Genomic DNA, 25,666 nt, shown 5'->3' with positions numbered 1-25,666 from the left:
ATTTCGAACGCAATCTAAAAATTGGAGATTTGCAATGCGCGTGAGTCGCATCCAGGCCGCGGAAAACCGCGAAACTGTAATCAATGTCGCAAGTCGCCTTTTTCGGGAGTGCGGCTTTGACGGCATCGGCCTCAAGGATCTGATGAAGGGTGCCGGGCTGACCCAAGGCGCCTTTTACAAGCAGTTCGCGTCAAAGGAGGACTTGGCGGCTCAGGCGTCCAAGCGGGCGTTGGAGAGCGCCACCCTCCGATGGTCGGCCGCGACCGCGGCGAAACCCAAGGATCCACTCGGCGCAGTGGTTGCGTTCTACCTCAGCGCCGACCATCGCGATGAAAAGATGGACGGCTGCCCGATCGTGGCGCTCGGCTCAGATGCCGCCAGACAGGGCAGCGACGTGAAAGCGTCATTCGAAACCGGGATCAAAGACCATCTCGAAATCCTCAGCCGAATGATTGCCGAAACCAGCGGCGAGAAGCCCAAGGGCAAAGCGATGGCCATTCTCTCGACGATGGTCGGTGCGCTGATGCTATCGCGCGTCGTCAACGACCCCGATCTGGCTCAGGCCCTTCTGAAGGCGGCAGCCAAACAGGTTCGCGAAACTGCGGCCGCTTGATAGCTGGCTAGTTTACGAATTCATGGAGCACAAGAAATGCGCAAATCGGGGATTCACAATTTTCCGGCAATCGATCGTGTCGTTTATGGCAAAGCAGCCGCTGACGCCTTGAAAGATGAGGCGGTGCGACTGGGCGCTAAACGCGTCTTCCTCATTGTCAGTCGAACCTTGAACACCAAGACCGATGAGATCGAGAAGATTTGTCGTGCTCTTGGCGACAAACATGTGGCGACCTTTGATGGAATTGCGCAACATACGACGCGCAAGCAAGCTGCCGAGGTGGCCCGTCAAGCTAATGACGCAGAAGCTGATCTAATCGTGGCTGTCGGGGGAGGTTCTGCTATCGATCTCGCCAAGATAGTCATCATGGCGATGGAACATGATATCCGCGATGAAGCGGGTTTCGATCCATTTCCCATGGGCCCGGGCGTAAACTTCTCTCCGTTCCTTTCGCCCACAGTCCGACAGATCGCGGTACCATCGACTCTAAATGGTGGTGAATACAATGCGGCAGCGCTCGTTACGGATGAGCGCCATAAGTTGAAGCAGATATTCTTCCATCCTCAGATGATGCCACTTGCGATTATCCTCGACCCTGCCCTCACCCTTCAAACGCCATCAAATCTTTGGATGGGATCGGGAACGCGCTCGATGGATCACGGTATCGAAGCGTTGTGCTCACCCGCCGGCACCCCGTTAGCTGACGAAGTCGTCTTGGCAGGTATCCGCATTCTGCGCGAGGGAATGCTGCGGACCTTGCAGCAACCTGATGATCTGGAGGCGCGTCGACAATCTCAATACGGCTCATGGCTGGCGTCTTATGGCCTCCAGGCACGCGTTCCGATGGGAGCAAGCCACGGCATTGGCCATGTGCTTGGCGGCACCTTCGAGGTTCCCCACTACTACTGCACACCTGTCATCATGCCGAGCCTTCTGCGCTACAACAAACCCTTCACCGAGGAGGCGCAGAAGCGTTTGGCGACGGCACTTGGCGCCCCGGGTGGCGACGCCGCAGACGCCTTTGCAGCATTCACAAGAGCACTTGGACTACCTGGCCGCCTCGCTGATGTCGGCATAGGCGAAGGCAAGTTCGATCAGATTAGTAAGATTGCAATCAATCATCGCTTCGTACAGGCCAATCCGAGGCCCTTCAAAAACGAAGCCGAGATCATCGATCTGCTGCGAATGGCAGCTTAGCTGCCATCTGCGACGATGGATCAAGATTGGAAGGTAATCTCATTATGCGTCGTGTAGTCGTTACGGGGTTGGGACTGGTATCACCGCTGGGTTGCGGCAGCGAGTTGGCATGGTCCCGCCTGCTCGCGGCCCGTTCAGGGCTGGCCGCCCTTCCCGAATGGGCGGCTGTCCTGCCCGCGCGGGTCGCTGGAATCGTGCCTACAAAGGCCGACGATCCGGATGGCGGCTTCGATCCGGATCTGGTCGTTCCTCCCAAGGATCAGCGGAGGATGGATCGCTTCATCCTGTTCGCACTGGTCGCCACAGCCGAGGCCGTCGCACAAGCTGCATGGACTCCTTCCGACGCACACTCGCTCGAGCGCACGGCGACTGTGATCGCATCCGGCATCGGAGGCTTTCCGGCAATCGTCGAGGCAGTTCGCACGACCGATCAGCGCGGGATCAGGCGCCTCTCACCCTTCACGGTGCCCTCCTTTCTCGCAAATCTCGCGGCCGGTCATATTTCCATCCGCTACGGCTTCAAGGGTCCCATCGGTACACCCGTTACCGCTTGCGCCGCGAGCGTGCAGGCGATCGGCGATGCCGCACGCCTCATTCGAACCGACGAAGCGGATGTCGCGATTTGCGGTGGCTCGGAAGCCTGCATCGATCTCGTAAGCCTCGGTGGCTTCGCCGCCGCCCGCGCCCTTTCGACCGGCTTTAACGAAACCCCAGCGCGTGCGTCCCGGCCCTTCGACCGCGACCGCGACGGCTTCGTCATGGGCGAAGGTGCCGGTATCCTCGTCATCGAGGAGCTCGAACATGCACTCCGCCGCGGAGCCCAACCCATCGCCGAAATCGCCGGCTATGGCACGACTGCGGATGCCTACCACATCACGTCGGGACCCGAGGACGGCGACGGCGCGCGACGTGCGATGGCGGGCGCCTTGAGGCAAGCCGGCCTCAAGCCCGGTGATATCCAGCATCTCAACGCACATTCCACTTCGACGCCGGTTGGCGACGCTTCCGAACTTGAAGCGATCAAAGCCGTGTTCGGCCGCGACGGTAAAATTGCCGTGAGCGCCACTAAATCGGCGACCGGTCATCTGCTCGGCGCAGCCGGGGGAGCGGAAGCGATCTTTACGATCCTCGCACTACGCGACCATATCGCACCGCCCACCCTCAATCTCGAAAATAGCGACGCCGCAGCCGAAGGCGTCGACCTCGTCTCTCGCGAGCCCAGACGCATGGCGATGGAGCATGCCATTTCGAATGGTTTCGGCTTCGGAGGTGTCAATGCCAGCGTCATCTTTCGCCGTTGGCAATGAAAATGCATCGATAGCTCGGACGCCGAATAACACGTCCAGGCTGGTTGTCGTACAAAATCGGCCCTTGGTGGCCGGGGAAGCACTCGAGTTCCGGCGGCGCGCTCCGAAATGGCGACCACTCTGATCGCGCAGATGTTCGATTTCCTCGCGCCATTCAGCGAACGACGACGAGCAACTTCGCCGTCAGGCGCGATAACGCGCGGCGGGCCTGGAGTTGCCGAAGCCTGCCGCTAAAACGCCGCGCGCCTTCTCAAAGGCGTCCCACGCCGCCACATCGGGCACCGGCGGAATTGTCACCAATTCCTTGCGATCGAAGCCGACCAGGGCCGCATCCACGAGATCCTCAACCTCCATGACATTGGGCACCTTGCTGGTGTCGCCACCAGCTCGTTCGTAGATCTCGGTGCGCGTGGCCGCAGGCAGCACGGCCTGCACATAGACGCCCTTCGACGCGACTTCGGCAGCGAGGCCTTGCGACAGCGTCATCAGGTAGGACTTCGTGGCGGAGTAGATGCCCCGGGAATATTCGGGGAGCAGAGCGAGCACCGACGCGATGTTGATGATCGCGCCGTTGCCGCGTTCAACCATGCGGCCGACGACGGCGGACGCGAGCAACGTCGGCGCGACCACGTTCAGCCGTAGCAGATCGTCCATCTTGACTGGATCGGCGGTCGCGAAATCTCCGATCAACGCCGCGCCTGCATTGTTGACAAGGATGTCGATGGGCGGGTCGGAGCGGAGGCGCCGGAGAACCGGTTCGAGTTGGGAGCCGTCGACCAGGTCGGCCGTGATGACTTCGACCGCAATGCCATGCGCATTGCGCAGTTCGGTGGCAAGGGCGTTGAGCCTGTCAGTCGCGCGAGCGACGAGCACGAGATCGTGGCCGCGTGCGGCCAGGCGGCGTGCGTAAACTGCGCCGATGCCGCTCGAGGCGCCGGTAACGAGTGCGGTCGTCATGGATGTTGTCCTGATTGAGTTTCGAGTATCGGGATACTCTGCCGGGGATCGGTGGTGACAAATCGTCGGAGCGGCACGGTCAGCCGCGCGCCTTCAGATGAAGCATCGGATGATGCTCATAGTGACCGGCGCCGTTCTTTACGATGGGGTCTTCCGAAGTGATCGCGTTGATGTCTTGGTCATCGGTGATCTGATAGAGCGACACGCCATAGCCGCCCCTCGGGTCCATGACAGGGCCGTGCGCGACGACCTGCCCCTTTTCGAGCAAGTCATCCAGGAACGCGCCGTGCTGCTTCATCCATGCTTTCTCGCCGGCGGTCATGGTCGCGAGAAAATCAGCGCGCGGCGGAATGTACTTGCACAAATAGTACTTCATGGGTCGCTCCTCGGTGAAAGAGACATGTCTGCTTGCTTGGCGATCGCTCGAGTAGCGCGATCAATCGGCCACGCCCATCTGCTTGCGAAAACTCTTCTCGAAAGTCTTTTCAGGAACAAAGCGTCGCATCAGGCGGAGACGGCCCGCCATCTTTCCGGGCGTGTACCGAATGCTCGGCTGTTTTTCGGTGGCAGCCTGCACCACCTTGTCCGCCACGGCTTCCACAGGATCGCCGGCCGCGATGCCGTTGCGCCAGGTCGCGTTCATGGCCGCGCGTCCTTTGTCGTAGACGCTCAGGATCCGGTCGGGCTTGGCGCCATTCTCTTCCAGCGCGGTGCGGGTGAAGACTGGCTCGACCAGTGAAACACGAATGCCGAACGTTCGCAGTTCGTGATCGAGCGACTCGGAATAGCCTTCGACGGCGTGCTTGGTGGCGTTGTAGAGCGCTGTATACGGTCCGGGCAGGAAGCCGGCCACCGAACTGATGTTGATGATCCGGCCCTGGCCCTGCTTACGCATGATGGGCAGCACTTCAGTGGTGGTGCGAAGGATGCCGAAGACGTTGATGTCGAACAGGCTCCGGGCTTGATCGAGAGATGATTCCTCGGCGGCGCCGATCAAGCTGCGGCCGGCATTGTTCACGAGCACGTCGATCCGGCCTGCAAGCCCGACGACGTCCTTGATCAGTTGTTTGACGGACACATCATCGGTGACGTCGCAGCGGAGCATATGGATGCCCTGCCGCACCTCATTGGGGGGAGCCTGACGGCTGGTGCCAAACACCCGATATCCCGCCCGTATCAGGGCAACTCCGGCCGCAAGCCCGATGCCCCCGGAAGCGCCCGTGATCAGGGCGATCTTTTCGCCCGATGCGCGTGATTTTGCCTGTGCCATCTCGAATTCCTTTGTCAGTGCCGCTTAATGATTATGCTCGTAATCATCGTCAATTTATGATTATGTATGTAATCATTGTCAAGGGCCTTCTGGACGCCGGGCCCGAGCCCCGTCGAAAGAGGTCACGCCGGCGTTGTGTGTCGGCCGCCGCCATCGGAAGGAAAGGGCTCGTGAAGGTCAGCAAGGAAACGGTCGAGCAGAATCGCGAGCGGGTGATCGCGACGGCCGCAAGGCTGTTCCGGGAACGTGGGATCGACGGTATCGGGCTTGTCGACTTGATGAAGGCTGCCGGGCTCACTCCCGGAGGCTTTTACCGGCAGTTCAAGTCAAAGGACGACCTCATCGTTCAGGCGGTCAAGCGGGCCTACGAGGATATGAGCGAGGATATCGCGGGCCGTATCGCAGCGAGCGATGATCCGCTGGAGACCCTCGTGCGTCATTACGTGTCGGACTACCACCGCGATGATCCGGGGCAAGGGTGCGGCCTTGCAGCAATGGCTGCCGACGCGGCACGTCACGACGATCCGGCGCTGCGGGAGTGCTTTGGCAGCATCGTCAGCAACTATATCGGGCTTCTAACCAACCTCGTGCCAGGAAGGAGTGCAAAAGCGAAGAGGAGCGCGGCGATAGCGGCGCTCGCCGAGATGATCGGATCGGTTGTCCTCTCCCGCGTGGTGCCAGATCCCGCACTATCCGATGAGATCATCGACACGGTCTCGAATGATCTGGTGAAACGCTATGCGAAATCTTCTCGAATTGCTTGATGAGCCGATCGGCGCCACCTCCGACCCGCCGGCGCCAGCGCCTTATCAATTTAGGGCAGCTTCCCCTCCGTCCGGCCATCCGTCAGTCACTCATCGATGCCCTATCCACCGCCCCTTTGAAATCACTTCCCCTCTACGCTTGGCCCTAGGAACCTTGCGAAGCAACTAGACTAGGAGATTGGGCCTGGCCTTGTTGCGAGCAGCCGCTTTGCGCCAGAAGCTGTCCTTCGCCGAAAGAGCGCGGGACGGTCATGGTGTCCTGACCGGACACGCCAGTAGATTTGGTAAGCTCCGAAGGGGGACGAATAACAGCGCGGCCCGACGGCGTCGCACCGATCTTCGCGCACATGCAACAGCCGATTGATGCAGCCGAGCGCCGCTTCATCCCGATCGGCGCCTACGGAGGCTACGATTTCTATGCAGACCGCCGAACGATCCCTCACGCACGTCGGATCCCGGGCCTTGTGGTTGCTCTATCCTCAAGAAGAGCGTGATCTGAACACCATTGTTGCCGAGGCGGCTCTACCTGGCCACGCCCCTGACCGGAAGTGAACTCCAAGACGAGAGCGCATTGTTGACCTTCCGGACGGGAGTACCGGCAGCTTCCATGGACGAAAACTGTTGAGCTAACCTTGAAAACAGAATATCGGCCTCCATCCTGGCAACCATCTGGCCGAGACAAGCATGAATTCCCGCGCCAAAAGAGAGATGGCCAAGCGGCTTGCGTCGGATGTCAAAGCGATCCGGATCGGGAAACTTCGCCGGATCCCGATTGGCTGCCGCAAACCCAAGACCGATCTTTGCGCCAGCCGGCAGATTTGCTCCGCCCAACTCCACAGCACGCGTTGTCGCGCGAAAGACCGTTTTGACCGACACATTGTATCGAAGCACCTCCTCGAATGCGTCGCGCGCCAATCCGGGATCGGCTCTCAGGAGCGCCCACTGTTCGGGAAAGTCGATGAAGTTCTTGATCCCGTTGGCGAGCGTATAGACGGTCGAATCCACCGACGCGCTGAGGAAAATCCGCACCAGCATCGAGGCTTCGGCCTCGGTGAACTCTCCCTGGTCTGCCGCCGCGAAAAGTTCGGCGGCCAAACCATCCGATCCAAGCGACTCCCGCCGCATCATTCGCTCGACCCACTCGAAGCTCCCCTGAGCCTTCGCATTGGTAACCGCTGCTTCGGCTCGCCAGTTCGCCGGGCCCGGCAGGTTGAGCACCACCTCACCGTAAGTCAGCATATGATCGCGCCCTTCTTTTGGGAGCCCGACCACATCGCAAATCGCGGTCAAAACAAACGGCCTGACAAGATCCTAGCAGCATTCGGAACAGCTTGATCCTGAACCTTGATCCAGTCGCCATAAAAGACGTCGCCCAACGGTGTGCGGTCGCTTGCGGCGCGCAGCTCCGGGAACAACAGTTTATGCCCGAGGGATTTGATCTCCGCGTGATAGCGAAGAAATCCGAGACGAATAACTTTACCGGTCAACGGAATTCTGCGTTTGGACTGCGGGTTCTTCACGGTCCGATGCTCGTTCGGACGAATGAAAATGTAGGAAATCCCATTCTCTTCCAGCACATCGCCGACGTCGAGACCGCAGAGTTCCTCACGTCGTCCTAACGTGTATCTCGCAAGATAAGGCACGATCGACAGGGCGTCGTGATAGATCATCTCGCCCGGGACGATCCGATTGTCGAGACTTTCGCATCCCGTCCACGGCGGCTGAGCGAAAATTGCAGCCAGGTCTTCTGGAGAGAACGGATTCCGTTCGTCGCGCGCGCGGCCTTTCTTCTTCGACAACAGCTTTGAAACACCGGAGAACTCGGGAATCTTGTGACCGCATGCCTCGATGTAGACGAGCACCTCCTGGAGCTGCGTGAGATGGCGATTGAGCGTACCGGATTCGCGTCCGACCTCTTTCTCAGGCAACTTTTTCGCTCGTTCCAGCCATTCCGAAAGAGAAGTGTCTCGGTCATTCTGGCCTTTGCCGTAGCTCCGCGGAAGAGCCAGCAGAAGCGAGCGGTATTCGGCAATTCGGCTCTGCGCGAGGGCTCGAACATGATCCTCGCCAATCATTTCGATAAACGTCGCGACAAGTGATCGAGCCTGGCGCTGGGTTTTCTCATTCCACTCGCCGAGCTTTGCCTTCTCCTTGATCAGGTTTTCGGCAAGCTTCGCAATCGAGGTCTCCTTCTGAGACGGTGCAGGAACGCCCTGAGAGGACGCTGGAACACTCTGCGAGGGAGCAGAATCATTGCTGTTCGCGACCGTGGCGACTTCCTCGGCGCTTGACTCCGGACGCTCGCGCTGGACTGGTGTTGTTGCCGTCACGCCAGATGCAACGCCATGATCCGAAAGAAGCTGGTCGATCAATCTATCGTCTTCGCGATAGTCCCCCGACCATCGCCGATCGACTGAAAGCAAGGCGGCCGCCTGTCCACGGTAGAATATCCGCTCCGCCTGCTGGATGTTGCCTTCCCCTTGGGGCGCCCCGCAGGCCTCCAACAGCGCCATCAATTTCTGATGCGGAAAACTGCCCCGCGACCCCTGCCGGAGCAACTCGAGCGTCCAGTGCACCTCCTCGATTTCCTCAAGACTAAGTCCATTCGCAGCCAACACACCGCGTTCAGTATCCCCAACGACGGCGGCGATACCCTGGGAGGCCTGGAGACGCCGAGCCCAGCCCATGACGCGGTCGGACGTGCGCCCCTCATCCGCCGTGATTCCGTCGGCCGTCTCCAACACGGCCAGCCGATCGAGCTTGGCCAGGTGGGTGCGCGCGACCGACTCCAGCATCGACCGGACCTGAACAGCCGAAAGCACTTCCCTTCCCTCCTCCTGGCGCAAGATGCCATCACTCGCCACGGCCAAATGGGCGGCGATGGTGCCGCCTTGGCAAGGTCCCGCGTTCTCAGGCTGATCGCAATCGGCGCGAGTTCTCTCTCCCCCTGCTTTCTTGAGAAGCCGTCGGCGCCACCAGTAAACGGCACCTCGCCTGAAGACATGCTGGACCACGCGCACGTAAACACCCCTGTGATACAGGCGCGTGATACAGTCGCGACGCGACTCTCCAGCCAAAGCCAGCGAATTGCGTTATTTCAAAGGGTTAGGTGTTTGCTGGCTGGGGCGGGAGGGATCGAACCTCCGAATGGCGGAATCAAAATCCGCTGCCTTACCGCTTGGCTACGCCCCAACAGGCCGGGAACACGGCAGGAAACCTGCGGCGGATTCCCCTCCGGCAACGTGGGTCTATAGGGAGAGGTGAGCCATTTCAACCGGCTAGAGCATGTTCCGGAGGGGCATGCCTCGCATGGGATGCGGGGCGGGCACCCGTTTTCCGGAAAGATCACACTCAAACAAAAGGATAGGCTTCGGATTCGGACCTGAATCGGCTCCGGAAACACGACCCATTATAATAGGCCTGCGGTTCGTCCGATGTGGACGCCTCGGGCTCGCGATGGCCTCAAACCGCCCGGCCTCGCCCCGCCGCCCCTCCCGCCCATCGGAGAGTTGAGAGAAGGCCGGTTTCGTGGGAAGACGGCCCCCCGCTTTCCCGACTGAGGCGAGTAACCGACATGACCTACCGCGCGCCGATCAACGACATCCTGCTTGCCCTCAACCATGGCGCCGGCCTCAAGGCCGCCGTGCAGGCCGGTCACTACGGCGATTTCGACGGCGATATTACCGCGGCCGTGCTGGAGGAAGCCGGCAAATTCGCTTCCGACGTGCTGGCGCCCTTGAACACGGTGGGCGACGAACACGGCATCAAGCTCGCCGACAACAAGGTGACGACCGCGCCCGGCTGGCCGGATGCGTACCAGCGCTGGATCGCCGGCGGATGGAACGCGGTGTCGGGCCCGGAAGATTTCGGCGGCCAGGGCCTGCCCATGGCGATCAACGCCGCCTGCACCGAAATCTGGAGCGCGTCGAACATCGCGTTCGGCCTCTGCCCGCTGCTGACGCTCTCGGCGATCGAGGCGCTCGACGCCCATGGCAGCGACGAGCTTAAAAAGATCTATCTGGAAAAACTGGTGTCGGGTGAATGGACCGGCACCATGCAGCTCACCGAACCCCAGGCGGGCTCCGACGTCGGCGCGCTGCGCACCCGCGCCGAGCGCGCCCCCGACGGCAGCTATCGCATCAAGGGCACGAAGATCTTCATCACCTATGGCGACCACGACATGACCGATAACATCGTGCATTTCGTGCTGGCCCGCCTGCCCGATGCGCCCGCGGGCACCAAGGGGATTTCGCTCTTTCTTATTCCAAAATTCCTCGTCAACGCCGACGGCTCGCTCGGCGCGCAGAACGACATCTATCCGAGCGGCGTCGAGCACAAGCTCGGGATGCATGCGTCGCCGACCTGCACCATGACGATGGGCGACAAGGGCGGTGCGATCGGTTATTTGATCGGCGAAGAAAATCGCGGCATGCTCTGCATGTTCACGATGATGAACCAGGCCCGCCTCGGCGTCGGCTTGGAGGGCGTCGGCATTGCCGACCGCGCCTATCAGCAGGCGCTGGCCTATGCGCAGGAGCGCCGCCAGGGCCGCGCCGTCGGCTCCAAGGGCGATGGGATGGACACGATTATCGTGCACCCCGACGTCAAGCGCATGTTGCTGCAGATGCGCAGCCTGACGGCCGCCGCGCGGACGATCTGCTACGCCACCGCGGTGGCGTTCGATGTCTCAGTGCGCGCCAAGGACGCCAAGGCGCGCAGCGATGCCGCTGCCCGCGGCGCGCTGCTGACGCCGATCGCAAAAGCCTTCTCCACCGATATCGGCAATGAGGTGGCCTATCTCGGCGTGCAGGTTCACGGCGGCATGGGCTTCATCGAGGAGACCGGCGCCGCCCAGCACTATCGCGACGCCCGCATCACCTCGATCTATGAGGGCACCAACGGCATCCAGTCGATCGACCTCGTGACGCGAAAACTCGCCGCCAATGGCGGCGCGTCGGTCTGGGCCCTGATCGACGAGCTCTCCGGCATCGTCAAGCAGGTCGAGCTATCGAACGATCCGGCCTTCGGTACCACGGGAGCAAAACTGCGCGACGCGCTCGGCTCGCTCGAACGCTCCAGCAAATGGCTGCTGGAGAAGGTCGCCTCCGCCCCGAACGACGCGCTCGCGGGTGCGACGCCCTATTTGCGGCTGTTCGGCTCGACGCTCGGCGGCTGCATGCTGGCCGGCGAGGCGCTCGCCGCCAAGAGCAATGGTGAGAGCGGCGATCCGCAGCGCTACGTCACGCTGGCGAGGTTCTTTGCCGAAAACATTTCGGTGCAGGCCACCTCGCTGGAAATGACCGTCATCGACAGCGCCGACGCCGTCAACGGCGCGGATGCGGTGTTGCTGGCATAGGACATCCCACCACCCAACCAGGCGCATCAGGCGCCGCAAGAGCTACCAACGCAGGAGCCACATTACAGATGTTTGATTTCGATCGCGTTATTAACCGCCGCGGCACGCACGCGTCGAAATGGGACATGATGGCCAAGAATTCGGGGATCACCGCAGCGGACGGAATTCCGATGTGGGTCGCCGACATGGATTTTGCGGCGCCTCCCGGCGTCACCGAAGCACTGTCCACGCTCGTTACCCGCGGCGTCCATGGTTATTATGCCGACACCGGCAGTTGGGCGGGAGCGCTCGCCGAATGGATGGCGCGCCGGCATGATCTTCCGATCGACCCGGCCTGGGTCAGCCCGACGCCCGGCGTCGTCTCCGGCCTCGGCCTGATCCTGCAGGCCGTCACCGAGGTGGGCGATGAGGTCGTGCTGTTTCCACCGGCCTATCATGCCTTCCGCAAGATCATTCTCGCCAATGAGCGACGCATCCTCGATGCGCAGCTGGTCCTGCGTCAGGGCCGCTACGAGATGGACCTCGATGCGCTGGGAAAACAACTCACGCCGAGAACCAAGATCGTCTTCTTCTGCAGCCCGCACAATCCGGGCGGCACCGTGTGGTCATCAGAGGAGATCCGTGCCCTCGCCGCCTTCTGTGCCGAACGCAATCTGATTCTGGTTTCCGACGAGATCCATTGCGACCTGCTGCTGGGCGGCGTCAAACACACGCCGACGCTGTCAGCCGCACCTGAGATCGCCGATCGCCTGATCACCTGCCTCGCCGCGACCAAGACCTTCAATCTCGCCGGCGCCCATGTCGGCGCCTGCGTCACATCGAACCCGGTTTTGAAGGCGCGGATCGACGCGCGGATCGCGGCAAGCGGGCTCGCCTCCTACAACGCCTTCGGCATGATCGCGACCGAGGCGGCCTGGCGAACCGGCGAAGCCTGGCTCGATGCGCTGCTGCCCTATCTCGCCGGCAATCGCGATACGCTCACCACACGAATAGAAAAAGCCGCGCCCGGCGCACGCTCGATGCGGCTCGATGCAACCTATCTCGCCTGGGTCGATTTCTCCGGGACCGGATTGGCGGCTGCGGACGTTGCGGCGCGGGTAAAGGATCGGGCACGGATTTTTGCCAGCCCCGGCGAGCAGTTTGGGCCCGGCGGTGAAACCTGGCTGCGCTTCAACTTTGCCACGCCACGTCCGATTCTCACCGAGGCGCTCGATCGGCTGGACGACGCCTTCCGAGACCTCCGAGCTTAGCTGCGGATGCGGTCCTAACGCAGCGGCATCGGCGGCCTCGGCACCGACGCCAGTTCCGGATCGCTCAGCGTTTCAGCGGTGGTGGGCGATTGCGCCTCAAGCTGTCGCGGCACGTAGGGTGCGGAAGTCGCCGACAACGGCGCGGCGGCGGCCGACGGCATGGCTTGCTGCCGGACCGGCCGCGGCTGCACGGGGGCCGGAGCCGGCGTCCGCGCCGGCGCTATCGCGGCGACTGGCCGCGGCGGCGCCGGTTTCTTGGCTTGCGCGTTTTGCGCGGTAGATTTCTCCGAAACCATCGCCACGAGCTGCTGCTGGCTGGCCTTGAGCTGCTCGATGCTGGCCTTGAGCTGTTCGATCTCGCGGCTGGCGCTGGCCAGGTCGCGCGCCATCGTCTCGAGCGATTGCGACTGATCGGGCGCGGCGGCGGCCGGCGGGGCTGCAGCGGCAGGCGCTGCTGTCGCAGCAACCTCCGCTGCAGCCGGCGCAGCAGCAGCTTGCGCTGCTGCCGGCGCCTGGGGCGCCGGTTGAGCCGGTGAAGTATTCGACGCGTCGACATCAGCGGCAGCCAGAGCCGGCTGCGCGGTGAGCCCGGTTTTTTCCGGCGCCTGCGATGAACTTTGCGCGAACATCGGCGCCCATTCCGCAATTATCCGTTGAGCCGCTTCGGCATGGTAATGCCAGGCCATGGCGGCGCCGCCGATACAGCCCGCCAGCAGCAACGCCGTGAGGGCACGCATCGCGCGCCTCGCCATCGACGACCTCGGCCGTCGGCGGCTCTTGATCAGGGCATCTTCGACGGCGGCGGCGCGAAACGTGATTTCATCGACGGCGGTTGCGCGAAACGTGGCGTTGACCGGCGGCACCGCTGCTCCGGCCCGGAAGACCGGTTCGATGTGAGGATGCGGACCCACCGTAGGAGCGCGCACGGCTTCGGGGGGCGGGCCGGAAAATTCTTCCTCCGCAGGCGCTATCTTGACGGGATCGGGTGCGACCCTGATGGGATCGGGTGCGACGCGGACGGCATCGGGCGTGACGCTGACGGCATCGGGCGTGACCACGAGGATGTCGTGCGGATCATCAGCTGGCTTCGGTTTCTGCATCAATTGCATCGGCGCTCCATACTCGATCCAATGTCGCCTGCGCCCCAAGAGCTTGCCTTAAGACTGTGCCTAAGACCCTGCCCAAGATTTCCACAAGAGCGACTGGCGGATTTGCGTGAGATCGACGACTTCCAGACCCCAGAATTCCCCCACACGTCCTTTCCGTTACCTCATTCCGGTTTGACGAAAGCAAGGCAGCACGGTGGAGAGGTTGCGGCCGGGGGAACTCCGCGCGGTTCCACGGACCGGGAGCACCTGGCCAAAACTCGGTCGCATGCAGCGAGCGGCGCTCGATCGCCGAGGCTTTTATTTAATTGCGTTGCAAGCTCCCGTTCTGATTCAATCAGACCCGAAACTGTGCATCATCGCGCGTACTGTTCGTCGCTGACCTTTTCCATCCAGTCGACGGTCTTGCCGTCGAGCGCTTCCTGAATTGCCAGATGCGTCATCGCCGTCGTGGGTCCGGCGCCGTGCCAGTGCTTCTCGCCGGGCGGAAACCAGACCACGTCGCCGGGCCGGATCTCCTCGATCCGCCCGCCCCAATGCTGCACCAGGCCAAAGCCTGACGTGACGACCAGGGTCTGGCCCAGCGGATGGGTGTGCCACGCGGTGCGCGCGCCGGGTTCAAACGTGACGCTGGCGCCAACCACCCGCGCCGGCTCGGTCGCCTTGAACAGCGGATCGACGCGGACGGTACCGGTGAAATAATCTGAAGGTCCCTTGCCGGACGGCTGCGAGCCGCTTCGTTTGATGTCCATGGTACTGATCCTTCGTGGTGGTGTTACCGGCGCGTTTGCGCCAGCAGCGCCCACTGCCAGCGCGGCGAGGCCGCCACCGGCTGCAAGCACATGTCTGCGCGTGATCATGGCGGTCGCTGCGCGGGTTCAGCGCTCATGCCACTTCCGGCAGCCGGGCGAGCAGCTTGTCGAGCGTGATCGGATAATCGCGCACCCGCACACCGGTCGCGTTGTAGATCGCGTTTGCGATGGCGGCCCCGACGCCGCAGATGCCGAGTTCGCCGACGCCCTTCGCCTTCATCGGCGACGACATCGGATCGGTCTCGTCGAGGAAGATCACGTCCTGATGCGGAATGTCGGCATGCACGGGCACTTCGTAGCCGGCGAGGTCATGGTTGACGAAGAAACCGGCGCGCTTGTCGACCGCCAGTTCTTCCATCAGCGCGGCGCCGGCGCCCATCGTCATCGCGCCGATCACCTGGCTGCGCGCCGATTTGGGGTTGAGAATCCGGCCCGCGGCACACACCGCCAGCATGCGGCGCACCCGAATTTCGGCGGTCGCGGCGTCGACGCCAACCTCGACGAAATGCGCGCCGAATGTCGATTGCTGATACTTTTTGCCGAGGTCGCCGAACTCCATCACATCCTCGGCGACGATGCCGCTCTCGCCCGCGGCCTGCGCCAGCGGCACGCTGCGGTTGCCCGAACGGACCTGCCCGTCGGCGAAATCTACCTCGGTGGAATTGAAACCCAGCTTCTGCGCCACGGCCTCGCGCAGCTTGACGCACGCCGCATAGACGCCGGACGTCGAGCTGTTGGCGCCCCATTGCCCGCCCGATCCGGCCGAAACCGGAAAGGCCGAATCGCCGAGGCGCACGATGATCTTGTCGAGCGGCAGGCCCATCATCTCGGCAGCCGTCTGCGCGATGATGGTGTAGGTGCCGGTGCCGATATCGGTCATGTCGGTTTCGACCGTCACGACGCCGCGGTTGTCGAGCCGCACGCGCGCCGCCGATTTCATCACCGGATTGTTGCGGAAGGCAGCCGCCATGCCGATACCGACCAGCCATCGCCCGTCACGAACCCGCCCGGGTGCGGGATTGCGCTTGGTCCAGTCGAAGCGGTTGGCGCCGAGCCCCATGCACGCGATCAGCGGCCGATGCGAATACGCCCGCTCCACCTTTTCGGGATCAACCTGGGTGTCGTTAAGGATACGGAACTCGATCGGATCGAGGCCGAGCTTTTCCGCCATCTCGTCGATCGCGATCTCCAGCGCCATCATGCCGGGCGCCTCGCCCGGCGCGCGCATCGCATTGCCTTCCGGCAGATCGAGCACCGCAAGCCGCGTCGCCGTCATGCGGTTGGCGCCGGCATACAGCAGCCGCGTCGCCTGCACCGCAGCCTCCGGCTTGCCGCCAGGCAGGTTGCCGGACCAGCCCTCATGGCCGATGGCCGTGATCTTGCCATCCCTGGTCGCGCCGATGCGGATGCGCTGGATCGTGGCCGGCCGATGCACGGTGTTGTTGAACATCATCGGGCGCGTCAGCGCCACCTTGACCGGCCGCCCGGCCGCGCGGGCGCCCAATGCCGCGAGCAACGCATCGGCCCGCACCCACAGTTTGCCGCCGAACCCGCCGCCGATGAAGGGCGATATCAGGCGGACTTTGTCCTTGCGCATGCCGAGCGTCTTGGCCAATTCGCCAACGCTCCAGTCGATCATCTGGTTTGAGGTCCACACGATCAGTTTGTCGCCGTCCCAGGCGGCCATCGAGGCGTGCGGCTCCATCATCGCATGGGCGTGATCGGGCGTGGTGTAGGTCGCGTCGAGCTGAACCGGTGCCGCGGCGAACGCGCCGGCGAAATCGCCGACCGCGGTATCGGCCGGACCGCCGGTGATGCGCGCGGGCTTGCCGGAATCCTTGACCGCTGCAAGATCGAACGCACCCTCAGCCTTCACGTAATCGACCCGGACCAGTTGCGCGGCGGCGCGGGCCTGCTCGAAGGTCTCCGCCACCACGAGCGCGACCGCCTGGTGATAATGCTCGATCTCGGGACCGCCGAGCAGCGTGGCGAAGTTGAGGTTGCCTTTGGCGAGCTTGCCGGCATTGTCGGCCGTGACGATGGCAAGCACGCCGGATGCTGTTTTAGCAGCCGTCAGATCCATCGAGGCGATCCGGCCCTTGGCAATCGCTGAACCGACCACATAGCCGCAGGCCGGATTCGCGATGTTGTCGTGCCGCTCATAGGCATAGGGCGCCGTGCCCGTGGTCTTGAACGGACCATCGATGCGGTCCGCGGGCTTGCCGATGATCTTCAACTGGTCGATCGGGTTGGTGGTCGCCGGGGTTTCGAATTTCATGGTCTATCCCCTCGCCTCTGCCAGCACCGCGCCGAGCGTCCGCTCGGCCAGCAGCAGCTTGAAGGCGTTCTCATGTGTAGGCTTGGCGTCGGCGAGCAGTTTTGCCGTCACGGCTTTCGCGCCGCGCGGCAGTTCGGCCTCGGCGGCTTCGACGCGCCACGGCTTGTGGGCGACGCCGCCGAGCGCGACGCGCCCGCTTCCGTCGCGCTGCACGATGGCGGCGACCGAGACCAGGGCGAACGCATAGGACGCGCGGTCACGCACCTTGCGATAGATTTGCTTGCCGCCTACGGGTTTTGGCAACGTCACGGCGGTGATCAGTTCGCCCGGCGCCAGCGTGGTCTCGATCTCAGGCGTATTGCCGGGCAGCCGGTGGAATTCCGCGATCGGAATTTTCCGCGCGGCTCCATCGGGCTGAATGGTTTCCACCGTGGCGTCGAGCGCGCGCATGGCGACCGCCATGTCGCTCGGATGGGTCGCGATGCACGCTTCGCTGGCGCCGATCACGGCATGCTGACGGCTGAAGCCGCCGATCGCCGAACAGCCGCTGCCGGGCTGGCGTTTGTTGCAGGGTTGGTTGGTGTCGTAAAAATAGGGGCAGCGGGTCCGCTGCAGCAGATTGCCCGCGGTCGTCGCCTTGTTGCGCAACTGGCCCGAAGCGCCGGCGAGCAGCGCGCGCGACAGCACACCATAATCGCGCCGCACCCGTTCGTGCGCGGCAAGATCGGTGTTGCGCACCAGCGCGCCCACCCGCAGTCCGCCATCGGCGGTCGGCTCGATCTTGTCGAGCCCGAGATGGTTGACGTCGATCAGATGCGCCGGCGTCTCGATTTCGAGCTTCATCAGGTCGAGCAGGTTGGTACCACCAGCGATGAATTTGGCGCCCTGCTGGCGTGCCGCCGCGGCGGCGGCCTCGGCCGGCGAATTGGCGCGCTCATAGGTAAAGGATCTCATGCCTGTCTCCCGGCGACTTCGCTGATGGCTTCGGCGATGTTGGAATAGGCGCCGCAGCGGCAGATGTTGCCGCTCATGCGCTCGCGCAATTCGGCATTGGAGAGCTGCGGGACTGCGTTCAGATCGGCGCTGACGTGGCTGGGGATGCCGGCCTTGATCTCGTCGAGCACGGCCACCGCCGAGCAGATCTGCCCGGGCGTGCAATAGCCGCATTGATAGCCGTCATGCCTGACGAAGGCCGCCTGCATCGGGTGCATGTTCTCCGGGGTGCCAAGGCCCTCGATGGTAGTGACGCTCTCGCCCTCATGCATCACAGCCAGCGTCAGGCATGAATTGATCCGGCGCCCGCCGACGATCACGGTGCACGCGCCGCACTGGCCGTGATCGCAGCCCTTCTTGGTACCGGTGAAATGCAAATTCTCGCGCAACGCATCGAGCAGCGTGGTCCGCGTATCGACCTCGAGCTCGCGCATCTTGCCGTTCAGGTTGAACGACACTTTCGACATCACCGGGGCTCCGGAAACCGCAGGCTTCAGGGCGATCTCGGCCTTGGCCACAAAGGTCGACGTCGTCACCCCGAGGGCCGGCGCCGTGAGAGAAGCGGCGCCGACCACCAACAGGTCGCGCCGAGAGAATCTGAAATCACCGGGGCTTCGCATGCCATCAATCCTTTTTGCCGCTTCGCTCGATGTGCCCCGCCGCGGTGACTAACGCCGATCGTGATCCGGGGTTGCGCGCGGCCGACATCGCGCAGGTCACGACCGCGTGCCTTCAGGGATTTAACGGGTGCAACGCCGCCGGATTAGGCCTAATAATCGGCATGGACTTATGAAACAGGCTCATGAATGCTCGGCAAAAACACCAACGACCTCATGGCGTTCCTGGCCGTGGCGCGCGAACGCAGCTTTACGCGGGCGGCAGCACAGCTCGGGGTTTCGCAATCGGCGCTCAGTCACACCATTCGAGGACTGGAAGAGCGGCTCGGCTTGCGGTTGTTGACCCGCACCACCCGCAGCGTGGCAACGACCGAGGCCGGAGAGCGGCTGGTTCGGACGGTGGGCCCCAAGTTCGAGCAAATCGACTCCGAACTATCAGCGCTCACCGAGCTACGGGAAAAACCCGCCGGTACCATCCGGATCACGGCCGGCGAGCATGCGGCCCTGGCGGTACTCTGGCCTGCCTTGACAAGGCTGCTGCCGCGTTACCCCGACATCAAGGTCGAGCTGACCATCGATTACGGCCTGACCGACATCGTCGCGGAGCGATACGACGCCGGCGTTCGTCTCGGCGAGCAAGTGGCCAAGGACATGATCGCCGTGCGGATCGGACCGGACTTCTGCATGACCGTGGTTGGCTCGCCCGCTTATTTCGAACGAAAACCGAAGCCGAAGCAGCCGCAGGATCTTACGGCGCACGACTGCATCACCGTCCGCCTGCCGACATCAGGTGGAATCTACGCCTGGGAATTCGAGAAACGCGGCCGCGAAGTCAAGGTGCGCGTCGACGGGCAGCTGGTGTTCAACAGCATCCCGCTCCGGCTGAGCGCGGTACTGGCGGGACACGGCCTCGCCTATCTCCCCGAGGACCAGGTCAAGAGGCATCTCGCCGACGGCCGTCTGATCCGCGTGCTCGACGACTGGTGCGCGCCGTTTTCCGGCTATCACCTCTATTACCCGAGCCGCCGGCAGCCCACGCCGGCGTTTGCAGTGCTGGTGGAGGCGCTGCGATACCGGGGGTGATGGGCAGCCCCTCGATCGAGCGGCAGGTTTCGGGCGGGCGGGCCGGAACCCATTTGTCATCCAGATGTCATCGAATGCCCCAACAGCTTGTTGGACACACATTCGAGGGCACCGATGGACTATTTCCGACGCTTCACCTTTCTGTTCGCCGCACCGGTCTTTGATACCGACGATCTCGAAGGCCTCCGTTTCAACCAGATCATCACCGAGATCGAGCGGTCCGGCTTTGAAGTGGTCCGGGCGCGCAAGCTCGAGGATGCGGAAATCCAGGTGCAGACCGACGCCGCGATCGGCTGCATGGTGGTCGACTGGGGCAAAAAGGGCCTCGAGGGCAAGACCATGGCCCTGATCAATCTGATGCGGCGGCGCGGCCTCGATTTTCCGATCATCCTCCTGATCCGCCGCAAGCGGTTCGAGGACCTGCCGGTCGAGGTGCTGGATTTCATCGACGGCTACGTGTTCCTGTCCGAGGAAACGCCGCCCTTCATCGCCAAGAACCTGATCAGCCGCCTGAAGCAATATGCCGAAACCCTGAAGACGCCGTTCTTCGGTGCGCTGGTCGACTATGCCGAAGAGGGCAACCAGCTATGGACCTGCCCGGGCCACAATGGCGGCGTGTTTTACAGCCGCAGCCCGATCGGCCGGGTGTTCGTCGAACATCTCGGCGAAGCGGTCTTTCGCGATGACCTCGACAATTCCGTGCTCGACCTCGGCGATCTCCTCACTCACGAAGGCCCGGCGCTGAAGGCGCAAAAGGAAGCGGCGCAAATCTTCGGCGCCGAAAAGACCTATTTCGTGCTCAACGGCACCTCGACCTCCAACAAGGTGGTGCTGGGCGCGCTGGTCACCGACGGCGACCTCGTGTTGTTCGACCGCAACAACCACAAGGCGGCGCATCATGGCGCGCTGATGATGGCCGGCGGCATTCCGGTTTACATCCCCACCGTTCGCAACGCCTGGGGCTTGATCGGCCCGATGCGCTGGGACGCGATCGACGAGACGAGTTTGCGCGAACGCATCCGCAGCCATCCGCTGGTCAAGGATCCGGAAGCCTGGCGCAAGCCGCGCCCGTTCCGGGTGGCCGTCGTCGAGCAGTGCACCTATGACGGCACGATCCACAGTGCGGAGATGATCCTGAAGGCGATCGGCCATCTCTGCGATTACATCCTGTTCGACGAGGCCTGGGCCGGCTTCATGAAGTTTCATCCGCTCTATGCCGGACGTTTCGCGATGGGATTGTCCGGTCTCGGCCCCGACGCGCCCGGCATCATCGCGACCCAGTCGACCCACAAACAGCTGGCGAGCTTCTCGCAGGCCTCGCAGATCCATATCAAGGACCGCCACATCACCGGCCAGAAGCGCCGCATCGAACACCGGCGCTTCAACGAAAGCTTCATGCAGCACGCATCGACCTCGCCGTTCTATCCGATCTTCGCCTCGCTCGATGTCGGCGCGCAGATGATGAAGGGCCGCTCCGGCGAGGTGCTGTGGGACGACACGATCCGGCTCGGCATCGAACTGCGCAAGAAGATGCGCGCGGTCCGCCGCGAGTTCGAGGAGAAGGAAGCGCGGCCCGAGCGCCGCTGGTTCTTCGAGCCGTTCGTGCCCGACCGTGTCGCGATCCCGGACGCCTCGCGCGAGGGCGCCGTGCACAATGTGGCCTGGGAGACCATCTCAACCGACATGCTGGTCACCGACCCCACCTATTGGCAGCTTTCGCCGGACCAGCTTTGGCACGGATTCCCCGATCTGACCGCGGGGTTCGCCATGACCGACCCCAACAAGCTGACGGTGCTGACCCCCGGCTTCGACCATGCCACCGGCCGCTATGCCGAGCACGGCATCCCCGCGCCCGTCGTGGCGCAATATTTGCGCGAAAACCGCATCGTGGCGGAAAAGAACGACCTCAACTCGCTGCTGTTCCTGCTCACCCCCGGCGTCGAGGCCAGCAAGGCCGGCACGCTGATCTCTGGTCTCGTTGCCTTCAAGAAGCTGCACGACGACAACGCGCTGCTGGAAGAGGTGATCCCGGAATTCTACCAGCGCCGGCCGAAACGCTATGCCGGCGTGCGCTTACGCGATCTCTGCGCCGCGATGCACGGCTTCTTCCGCGACGCCGGCGTCAGCACGCTGCAGGCCAGGCAATTCCAGGCCGAGCATCTGCCTGACATCGCAATGTCGCCGCGCGACGCCGCGCGCTATCTCGTGCGCAACGACGTCGACTATCTGCCGATCGACGCCATCGCCGGCCGCATTGCCACGACGCCGTTCGTGGTCTATCCCCCCGGCATCGCCACCATCGTGCCCGGCGAACGATTGACCGAGCGGGCGCAGCCGATGATCGACTATCTCAAAATGTTCGAAACCTGCTTCAACACCTTCCCCGGCTTCGACGTCGAGATTCAGGGCGTCTACAAGGAAGTCGATCCGTCCGGCCGCATCCGGCTGCATACTTATGTGGTCTGCGAATGAACCGGCCCGTCGAAACGACAGATCCGGCCGTGACCGACCAGCAGCCGGTACTGGTGCGGCCCTCGCGCGACGGCGATGTCGAGGCGATGCTGGCGATCTACCGGCATCATATCCGGCGCGGCATCGAGGAGGGCGTCGACGACAGCGGCACGCCGGAGCCGGAGGATTTGCGCGACCGGCGCAAGAATTTGCGCAGCCAGCGCCTGCCGCATCTGGTGGCGACCTGCGGCGGCGACGTGGTGGGCTATGCCTACGTCGTGCTGTTTCGCAAGCGGCCGGCCTATCGCTACGCGGTCAAGCATTCGATCTACGTCCATCGCGAGCATCAGGGACGCGGCGTCGGACGGCTGCTGTTGCAGGAACTGATCGATGTCTGCGCCGCGGCCGGGTTCCGGCAGATGATCGGCTATATCGATTCCGACAACACGGCCTCGCTCGCGCTGCACGAAAGGTTCGGTTTCGCCCGCGCCGGCCTGCTGCCGGGCGTCGCCTACCGCTACGGCCGCTGGGCCGACACCGTCATGGTGCAACGTTCGCTCGCCGCCGGTTCAACCGCACCGCCGCTGATTTCCAGCCCGGGCCGGTGAATCGCTCCGCCCCCGCTTCGCCGCAACCCGGTGCGCCGCCGCCAATGCGGCGCGCGCCCAAATGATCAGTTCATCGGGTTCGTCGAACAGGCGCTCCGGCACGCGCCAGAACGAGAGGTCGATCATGGCGCCCTTCTTGGCATAGTTGAGCGGCGGAAACGCCTCGGCCTCCTTGAATATCTCCCGGTTCTCGTCGTCAACCCTGAAGTACAGCGTGTTGTCAGTCACCATGGCGAACATCACGCCGTCGCAGAACACGCCGGTCTTGCCGAACATCCGCCGCATGCTGACGCGGCCGAGCGGCGCCAGCTGCTCGCGCAGGAATTCGGCATAGGTGGCGCTGGCAGTCATCCTCAATCACCGCGCCTCGCCGGCAAACGCCTGCCGCAGCACTGACAACCGCTCCAGCGCCGCCTGCGGCAGCGGGCCTTTTTCGACCGCGGCGAATGCGCCTTCGAACTCCTGCGGCGTCGCCATGCCGACCAGGATGGTGCCAACAGCCGGATGCGACAGCGCAAACCGCGTCGCGGCTTCGGTCAGGCTGGCAGCAAACCCCTCCTCCACCAGCGGCATCAGACGGCGGGCGCGCTCGATATCGGCATCATAGCTCATGCTCGATCCGATCGGCTCGGGCGCCGGGCTTGCGATCGGATGCCGCGCGGCCGAGCCCGACAGGGCGCCGCCGGCCAGCACACGGATGCCGACGACGCCAACGCCGGCCGCCCGCGTGTGATCGAACAACCGCGCATAATCCTGCGCCGGATAGTTTTTCGGCAATTGTTCGGCCGCGGATGGATTGAGCATGTTGTAGACGATTTGCGCACTGTCGAAGACGCCGGCATCGATCACCTGATGCAATGCTGCGGTGTCGCCGACCGCCGAAATCCCCAAATATCGAACCTTGCCCTGCTGACACAGCCGCTCGAACGCCGGCACCACCTCGTCCAGCACCTGCCGCGCGCTCAGCGCCGATCCGCCGCCGGAAACGGCAATCGGATTGTGCAGGTGAAAGATGTCGACGTGATCAAGACCAAGCCGCGCCAGACTGCCCTCGAGCGAGGTCGTGACGGCATCGGCAATGCGGCCGAACGCATCGGACGGTATTCGGACCTTGGTGCCGACGATGGCGCCCGCCGGTTTCAGCTTTTGCAGAACACGGCCAAGGTTCTTTTCCGATTCACCGTCGCCGTACAGCACCGCGGTGTCGAAATAATTCACGCCGACATCGATCGCCCGCGCGACGGCGCGCTCCTGGTCGGCCGGATCGCCCCGCACCATCACGCCGCCGACGGCCCCGCACCCGAAGCCCAGCACCGAGAGCTGCATTCCCGTGCGCCCAAAAACCCGCAATTGCATCGCTGTTCCTCCGGCTGCTCGCACAATGCTCGAAATTTTCGCCCCGGGGTAACTGGCGGCCGACACAATGCAAGTTTGCGTTTCGGAGTTGCGGGATCGGCAAAACTGACGCAGAGTTTGGGCCTGAGCCGGAAATCAACCGGCTGACATCAACGAGGAGCACGCCATGATCAAGGTAAGCGTCATGTATCCGAACACGCCGGGGGCGCGCTTCGACCACGATTATTACCGCGACAAGCACATGCCGCTCGTCAAGGCGCGCATGGGCGACGCCTGCAAGTCCTACACGGTGGACAAGGGCCTTGGCGGTGGCGCGCCCGGCGCGCCCGCAACCTATGTCGGGATGTGTCACATCTTCGCCGACTCGGTCGAGGCCTTCCAGGCCGGCTTTGGGCCTCACGCCAAGGAGATCATGGGCGACATCAAGAACTACACCGACATCGCCCCGGTCATGCAGATCAGCGAAGTCGTCGTCGGCTGACGGCGGCGTCGCTGCGTAGGGTGGGTCGGGTATGACTTGTTCGCCATAGCTCGCAGAGAGAAGGCGGAAAGCCATAACCCACCGCCGACGCGAATACGAACAGCGGTGGGTTACGCGGGGTTTATCACCGGGCCGCGCGTTGCACGGCTCCGGTGGCAACCCACTCTAAGCATTAACCTTATTTGTGCCTGGTCAAGCGCTGAAGCGTGCGATGGGAAAGCCAATTCGGACTACCCCCAAAGAAGCAGGTTCGTTCCACGATGTTCATTGCGGAAACCCCGATGTCTCGGCATCATTTTCAAACGCTGCCGGACATCGCCCCCCAGTAAAACATCTGGCAGCGAACCCCAAGAAGCCGCGTCGGGCCTCAGCTCTTTCCCCAAGGAGCTGGGGCTCTTTCTGTTGTGGTGCCCTGGAAAACGTTCATGCCTAAAATCACGATCATCGAAACCGGCGTCATCTCGCCTGCCAATCGCGCGCGGCACGGCACCTTCCCCCAGATGTTCGAACGGCTGCTTGGCGAGGCGGATGCCTCGGCGAGCTTTGCGACGGTGCGGCTTGCCGACGGCGAAGCGCTACCTGATCCCGCCGGCCTCGAAGCCATTCTGCTCACGGGATCGCCAGCCGGCGTCTACGACGATCTCGACTGGATCGCACCGCTCGAGCGCTTTGTACGCGCGGCATATGAGGCGAGAATTCCGATGACCGGAATCTGCTTCGGCCATCAATTGATCGCGCAGGCGCTCGGCGGAACGGTGCGCAAATCGGAAAAGGGCTGGGGCATCGGGCGCCACGTCTATGACGTCGTGCCCGGCAACGGCGTGATCGACGGCGATAGGCTAGCGATTCCCGCCTCGCATCAGGACCAGGTCATCGCGCCGCCCACGGGAGCAACCACTATTTTCCATTCGGAATTTACGCCATATGCCGGACTACTCTATGGAAACGGCGTCACGCTGTCGGTGCAGCCGCATCCCGAATTCACGATACCCTTTGCGCAGATCTGTTGCGAGAAAGCCGGCCAGAACAGCGCTCCCGAAGCACTGGTCGCAACGGCCATGGCATCACTGGATCAACCCCTCGACAACGCCGGTCTCGGCCGCGCGATCGCGCGCTTTCTGGCACGGCCGAGCGGATCGTGAGCAACTGCGCGCAACCGTCGTCTCG

At 63.1% G+C, this 25,666-nt stretch carries 23 protein-coding genes and 1 tRNA gene; 11 read left to right on the top strand and 13 right to left on the bottom strand.

Going from position 1 to position 25,666, the window contains the following annotated elements; genetic code table 11:
- Positions 1 to 34 precede the first annotated feature (34 nt).
- From ABIE49_RS31465 to fabF, 3 genes are read left to right on the top strand one after another with little or no spacing between them, the layout of a single operon-like run.
- Positions 35 to 613, top strand: a complete 579-nt coding sequence (locus tag ABIE49_RS31465; protein WP_192735085.1) for a TetR/AcrR family transcriptional regulator — start codon at positions 35 to 37, stop codon at positions 611 to 613.
- A gap of 36 nt (positions 614 to 649) precedes the next feature.
- Positions 650 to 1,810, top strand: a complete 1,161-nt coding sequence (locus ABIE49_RS31460) for an iron-containing alcohol dehydrogenase (RefSeq protein ID WP_192735086.1) — start codon at positions 650 to 652, stop codon at positions 1,808 to 1,810.
- A gap of 44 nt (positions 1,811 to 1,854) precedes the next feature.
- Positions 1,855 to 3,117 carry a beta-ketoacyl-ACP synthase II gene (gene fabF / locus ABIE49_RS31455; protein ID WP_192735244.1) on the top strand — a complete coding sequence of 421 codons (1,263 nt, stop codon included), beginning with the start codon at positions 1,855 to 1,857 and terminating at the stop codon, positions 3,115 to 3,117.
- Between the two features lie 183 nt (positions 3,118 to 3,300).
- Here fabF and ABIE49_RS31450 read toward each other — a convergent pair whose 3' ends face one another.
- The 3 genes from ABIE49_RS31450 to ABIE49_RS31440 form a co-directional block, all read right to left on the bottom strand.
- Entirely contained in the window at positions 3,301 to 4,074 is a 774-nt protein-coding gene (locus ABIE49_RS31450; RefSeq protein WP_192735087.1) for an SDR family NAD(P)-dependent oxidoreductase, read from the bottom strand.
- 79 nt (positions 4,075 to 4,153) lie between these two features.
- Positions 4,154 to 4,450: a YciI family protein gene (locus tag ABIE49_RS31445; RefSeq protein WP_192735088.1), complete on the bottom strand. Its 297-nt coding sequence runs from the start codon at positions 4,448 to 4,450 to the stop codon at positions 4,154 to 4,156.
- A gap of 60 nt (positions 4,451 to 4,510) precedes the next feature.
- Complete coding sequence (locus ABIE49_RS31440; protein ID WP_192735089.1) at positions 4,511 to 5,344, bottom strand: oxidoreductase; 834 nt, start codon at positions 5,342 to 5,344, stop codon at positions 4,511 to 4,513.
- Positions 5,345 to 5,514: 170 nt separating this feature from the next.
- Between ABIE49_RS31440 and ABIE49_RS31435 the strand changes: the two genes are divergently transcribed.
- Complete coding sequence (locus ABIE49_RS31435; protein WP_192735090.1) at positions 5,515 to 6,108, top strand: TetR/AcrR family transcriptional regulator; 594 nt, start codon at positions 5,515 to 5,517, stop codon at positions 6,106 to 6,108.
- A 522-nt stretch (positions 6,109 to 6,630) separates the two neighbouring features.
- On the opposite strand, the gene ABIE49_RS31430 is transcribed toward ABIE49_RS31435, so the two are convergent.
- The 3 genes from ABIE49_RS31430 to ABIE49_RS31420 form a co-directional block, all read right to left on the bottom strand.
- Positions 6,631 to 7,347, bottom strand: a complete 717-nt coding sequence (locus ABIE49_RS31430; protein ID WP_192735091.1) for a cytochrome P450 — start codon at positions 7,345 to 7,347, stop codon at positions 6,631 to 6,633.
- 47 nt (positions 7,348 to 7,394) lie between these two features.
- Entirely contained in the window at positions 7,395 to 9,128 is a 1,734-nt protein-coding gene (locus ABIE49_RS31425; protein ID WP_192735092.1) for a hypothetical protein, read from the bottom strand.
- A gap of 97 nt (positions 9,129 to 9,225) precedes the next feature.
- Positions 9,226 to 9,300, bottom strand: a tRNA-Gln gene (locus tag ABIE49_RS31420).
- A 382-nt stretch (positions 9,301 to 9,682) separates the two neighbouring features.
- Here ABIE49_RS31420 and ABIE49_RS31415 point away from each other — a divergent pair.
- Both ABIE49_RS31415 and ABIE49_RS31410 read left to right on the top strand, forming a co-directional pair.
- Positions 9,683 to 11,464 carry an acyl-CoA dehydrogenase family protein gene (locus ABIE49_RS31415; RefSeq protein WP_192735093.1) on the top strand — a complete coding sequence of 594 codons (1,782 nt, stop codon included), beginning with the start codon at positions 9,683 to 9,685 and terminating at the stop codon, positions 11,462 to 11,464.
- Positions 11,465 to 11,532: 68 nt separating this feature from the next.
- A complete protein-coding gene (locus tag ABIE49_RS31410; protein WP_192735094.1) occupies positions 11,533 to 12,714 on the top strand; it encodes a MalY/PatB family protein in 1,182 nt (393 codons plus the stop codon).
- A gap of 14 nt (positions 12,715 to 12,728) precedes the next feature.
- Here ABIE49_RS31410 and ABIE49_RS31405 read toward each other — a convergent pair whose 3' ends face one another.
- The 5 genes from ABIE49_RS31405 to paoA all read right to left on the bottom strand — a co-directional run bounded on the left by ABIE49_RS31405 (position 12,729) and on the right by paoA (position 18,523).
- Positions 12,729 to 13,814, bottom strand: coding sequence for a hypothetical protein (locus ABIE49_RS31405; RefSeq protein WP_192735095.1), 1,086 nt, complete (start codon positions 13,812 to 13,814; stop codon positions 12,729 to 12,731).
- A 362-nt stretch (positions 13,815 to 14,176) separates the two neighbouring features.
- Positions 14,177 to 14,572 (bottom strand): (R)-mandelonitrile lyase, encoded by a 396-nt coding sequence (locus tag ABIE49_RS31400; protein WP_192735096.1) that lies wholly within the window; start codon positions 14,570 to 14,572, stop codon positions 14,177 to 14,179.
- Positions 14,573 to 14,705: 133 nt separating this feature from the next.
- On the bottom strand, positions 14,706 to 16,910 hold the full coding sequence (gene paoC, locus ABIE49_RS31395) for an aldehyde oxidoreductase molybdenum-binding subunit PaoC (RefSeq protein WP_192735097.1): 2,205 nt from the start codon (positions 16,908 to 16,910) through the stop codon (positions 14,706 to 14,708).
- Between the two features lie 3 nt (positions 16,911 to 16,913).
- The gene (locus ABIE49_RS31390; protein WP_192735098.1) at positions 16,914 to 17,864 is read right to left on the bottom strand and encodes an FAD binding domain-containing protein; all 951 of its coding nucleotides are present in this window, start codon (positions 17,862 to 17,864) and stop codon (positions 16,914 to 16,916) included.
- Positions 17,861 to 18,523 carry an aldehyde dehydrogenase iron-sulfur subunit PaoA gene (paoA, locus tag ABIE49_RS31385; RefSeq protein ID WP_192735099.1) on the bottom strand — a complete coding sequence of 221 codons (663 nt, stop codon included), beginning with the start codon at positions 18,521 to 18,523 and terminating at the stop codon, positions 17,861 to 17,863. The genes ABIE49_RS31390 and paoA overlap by 4 nt, the downstream gene beginning before the upstream one ends.
- Positions 18,524 to 18,709: 186 nt before the next feature.
- Between paoA and ABIE49_RS31380 the strand changes: the two genes are divergently transcribed.
- The 3 genes from ABIE49_RS31380 (at position 18,710) to ABIE49_RS31370 (ending at position 22,662) form a co-directional block, all read left to right on the top strand.
- The gene (locus tag ABIE49_RS31380) at positions 18,710 to 19,603 is read left to right on the top strand and encodes a LysR family transcriptional regulator (RefSeq protein WP_192735100.1); all 894 of its coding nucleotides are present in this window, start codon (positions 18,710 to 18,712) and stop codon (positions 19,601 to 19,603) included.
- A gap of 114 nt (positions 19,604 to 19,717) precedes the next feature.
- Positions 19,718 to 22,075 carry an Orn/Lys/Arg family decarboxylase gene (locus ABIE49_RS31375; RefSeq protein WP_192735101.1) on the top strand — a complete coding sequence of 786 codons (2,358 nt, stop codon included), beginning with the start codon at positions 19,718 to 19,720 and terminating at the stop codon, positions 22,073 to 22,075.
- Positions 22,072 to 22,662: a GNAT family N-acetyltransferase gene (locus tag ABIE49_RS31370; RefSeq protein WP_192735102.1), complete on the top strand. Its 591-nt coding sequence runs from the start codon at positions 22,072 to 22,074 to the stop codon at positions 22,660 to 22,662. Before ABIE49_RS31375 ends, ABIE49_RS31370 begins: the two co-directional genes overlap by 4 nt.
- Here the strand turns inward: ABIE49_RS31370 and ABIE49_RS31365 are convergent.
- Both ABIE49_RS31365 and ABIE49_RS31360 read right to left on the bottom strand, forming a co-directional pair.
- The gene (locus ABIE49_RS31365; RefSeq protein WP_192735103.1) at positions 22,624 to 23,013 is read right to left on the bottom strand and encodes a TfoX/Sxy family protein; all 390 of its coding nucleotides are present in this window, start codon (positions 23,011 to 23,013) and stop codon (positions 22,624 to 22,626) included. The two genes, ABIE49_RS31370 and ABIE49_RS31365, sit on opposite strands and share 39 nt — an antisense overlap.
- A 6-nt stretch (positions 23,014 to 23,019) precedes the next feature.
- The gene (locus ABIE49_RS31360) at positions 23,020 to 24,018 is read right to left on the bottom strand and encodes an aldo/keto reductase (protein ID WP_192735104.1); all 999 of its coding nucleotides are present in this window, start codon (positions 24,016 to 24,018) and stop codon (positions 23,020 to 23,022) included.
- Between the two features lie 166 nt (positions 24,019 to 24,184).
- Between ABIE49_RS31360 and ABIE49_RS31355 the strand changes: the two genes are divergently transcribed.
- Together ABIE49_RS31355 and ABIE49_RS31350 are read left to right on the top strand one after the other, a co-directional pair.
- Positions 24,185 to 24,499 (top strand): EthD family reductase, encoded by a 315-nt coding sequence (locus ABIE49_RS31355; RefSeq protein WP_192735105.1) that lies wholly within the window; start codon positions 24,185 to 24,187, stop codon positions 24,497 to 24,499.
- A 425-nt stretch (positions 24,500 to 24,924) separates the two neighbouring features.
- The gene (locus ABIE49_RS31350; protein WP_192735106.1) at positions 24,925 to 25,641 is read left to right on the top strand and encodes a type 1 glutamine amidotransferase; all 717 of its coding nucleotides are present in this window, start codon (positions 24,925 to 24,927) and stop codon (positions 25,639 to 25,641) included.
- Positions 25,642 to 25,666 lie beyond the last annotated feature (25 nt).

Origin of the sequence: Bradyrhizobium sp. OAE829, assembly GCF_040546575.1 — a bacterium.
Taxonomy (GTDB): domain Bacteria; phylum Pseudomonadota; class Alphaproteobacteria; order Rhizobiales; family Xanthobacteraceae; genus Bradyrhizobium.
Note: the sequence above shows the minus strand (reverse complement) of the source record. Positions and strands in the feature narration are given on the sequence as shown.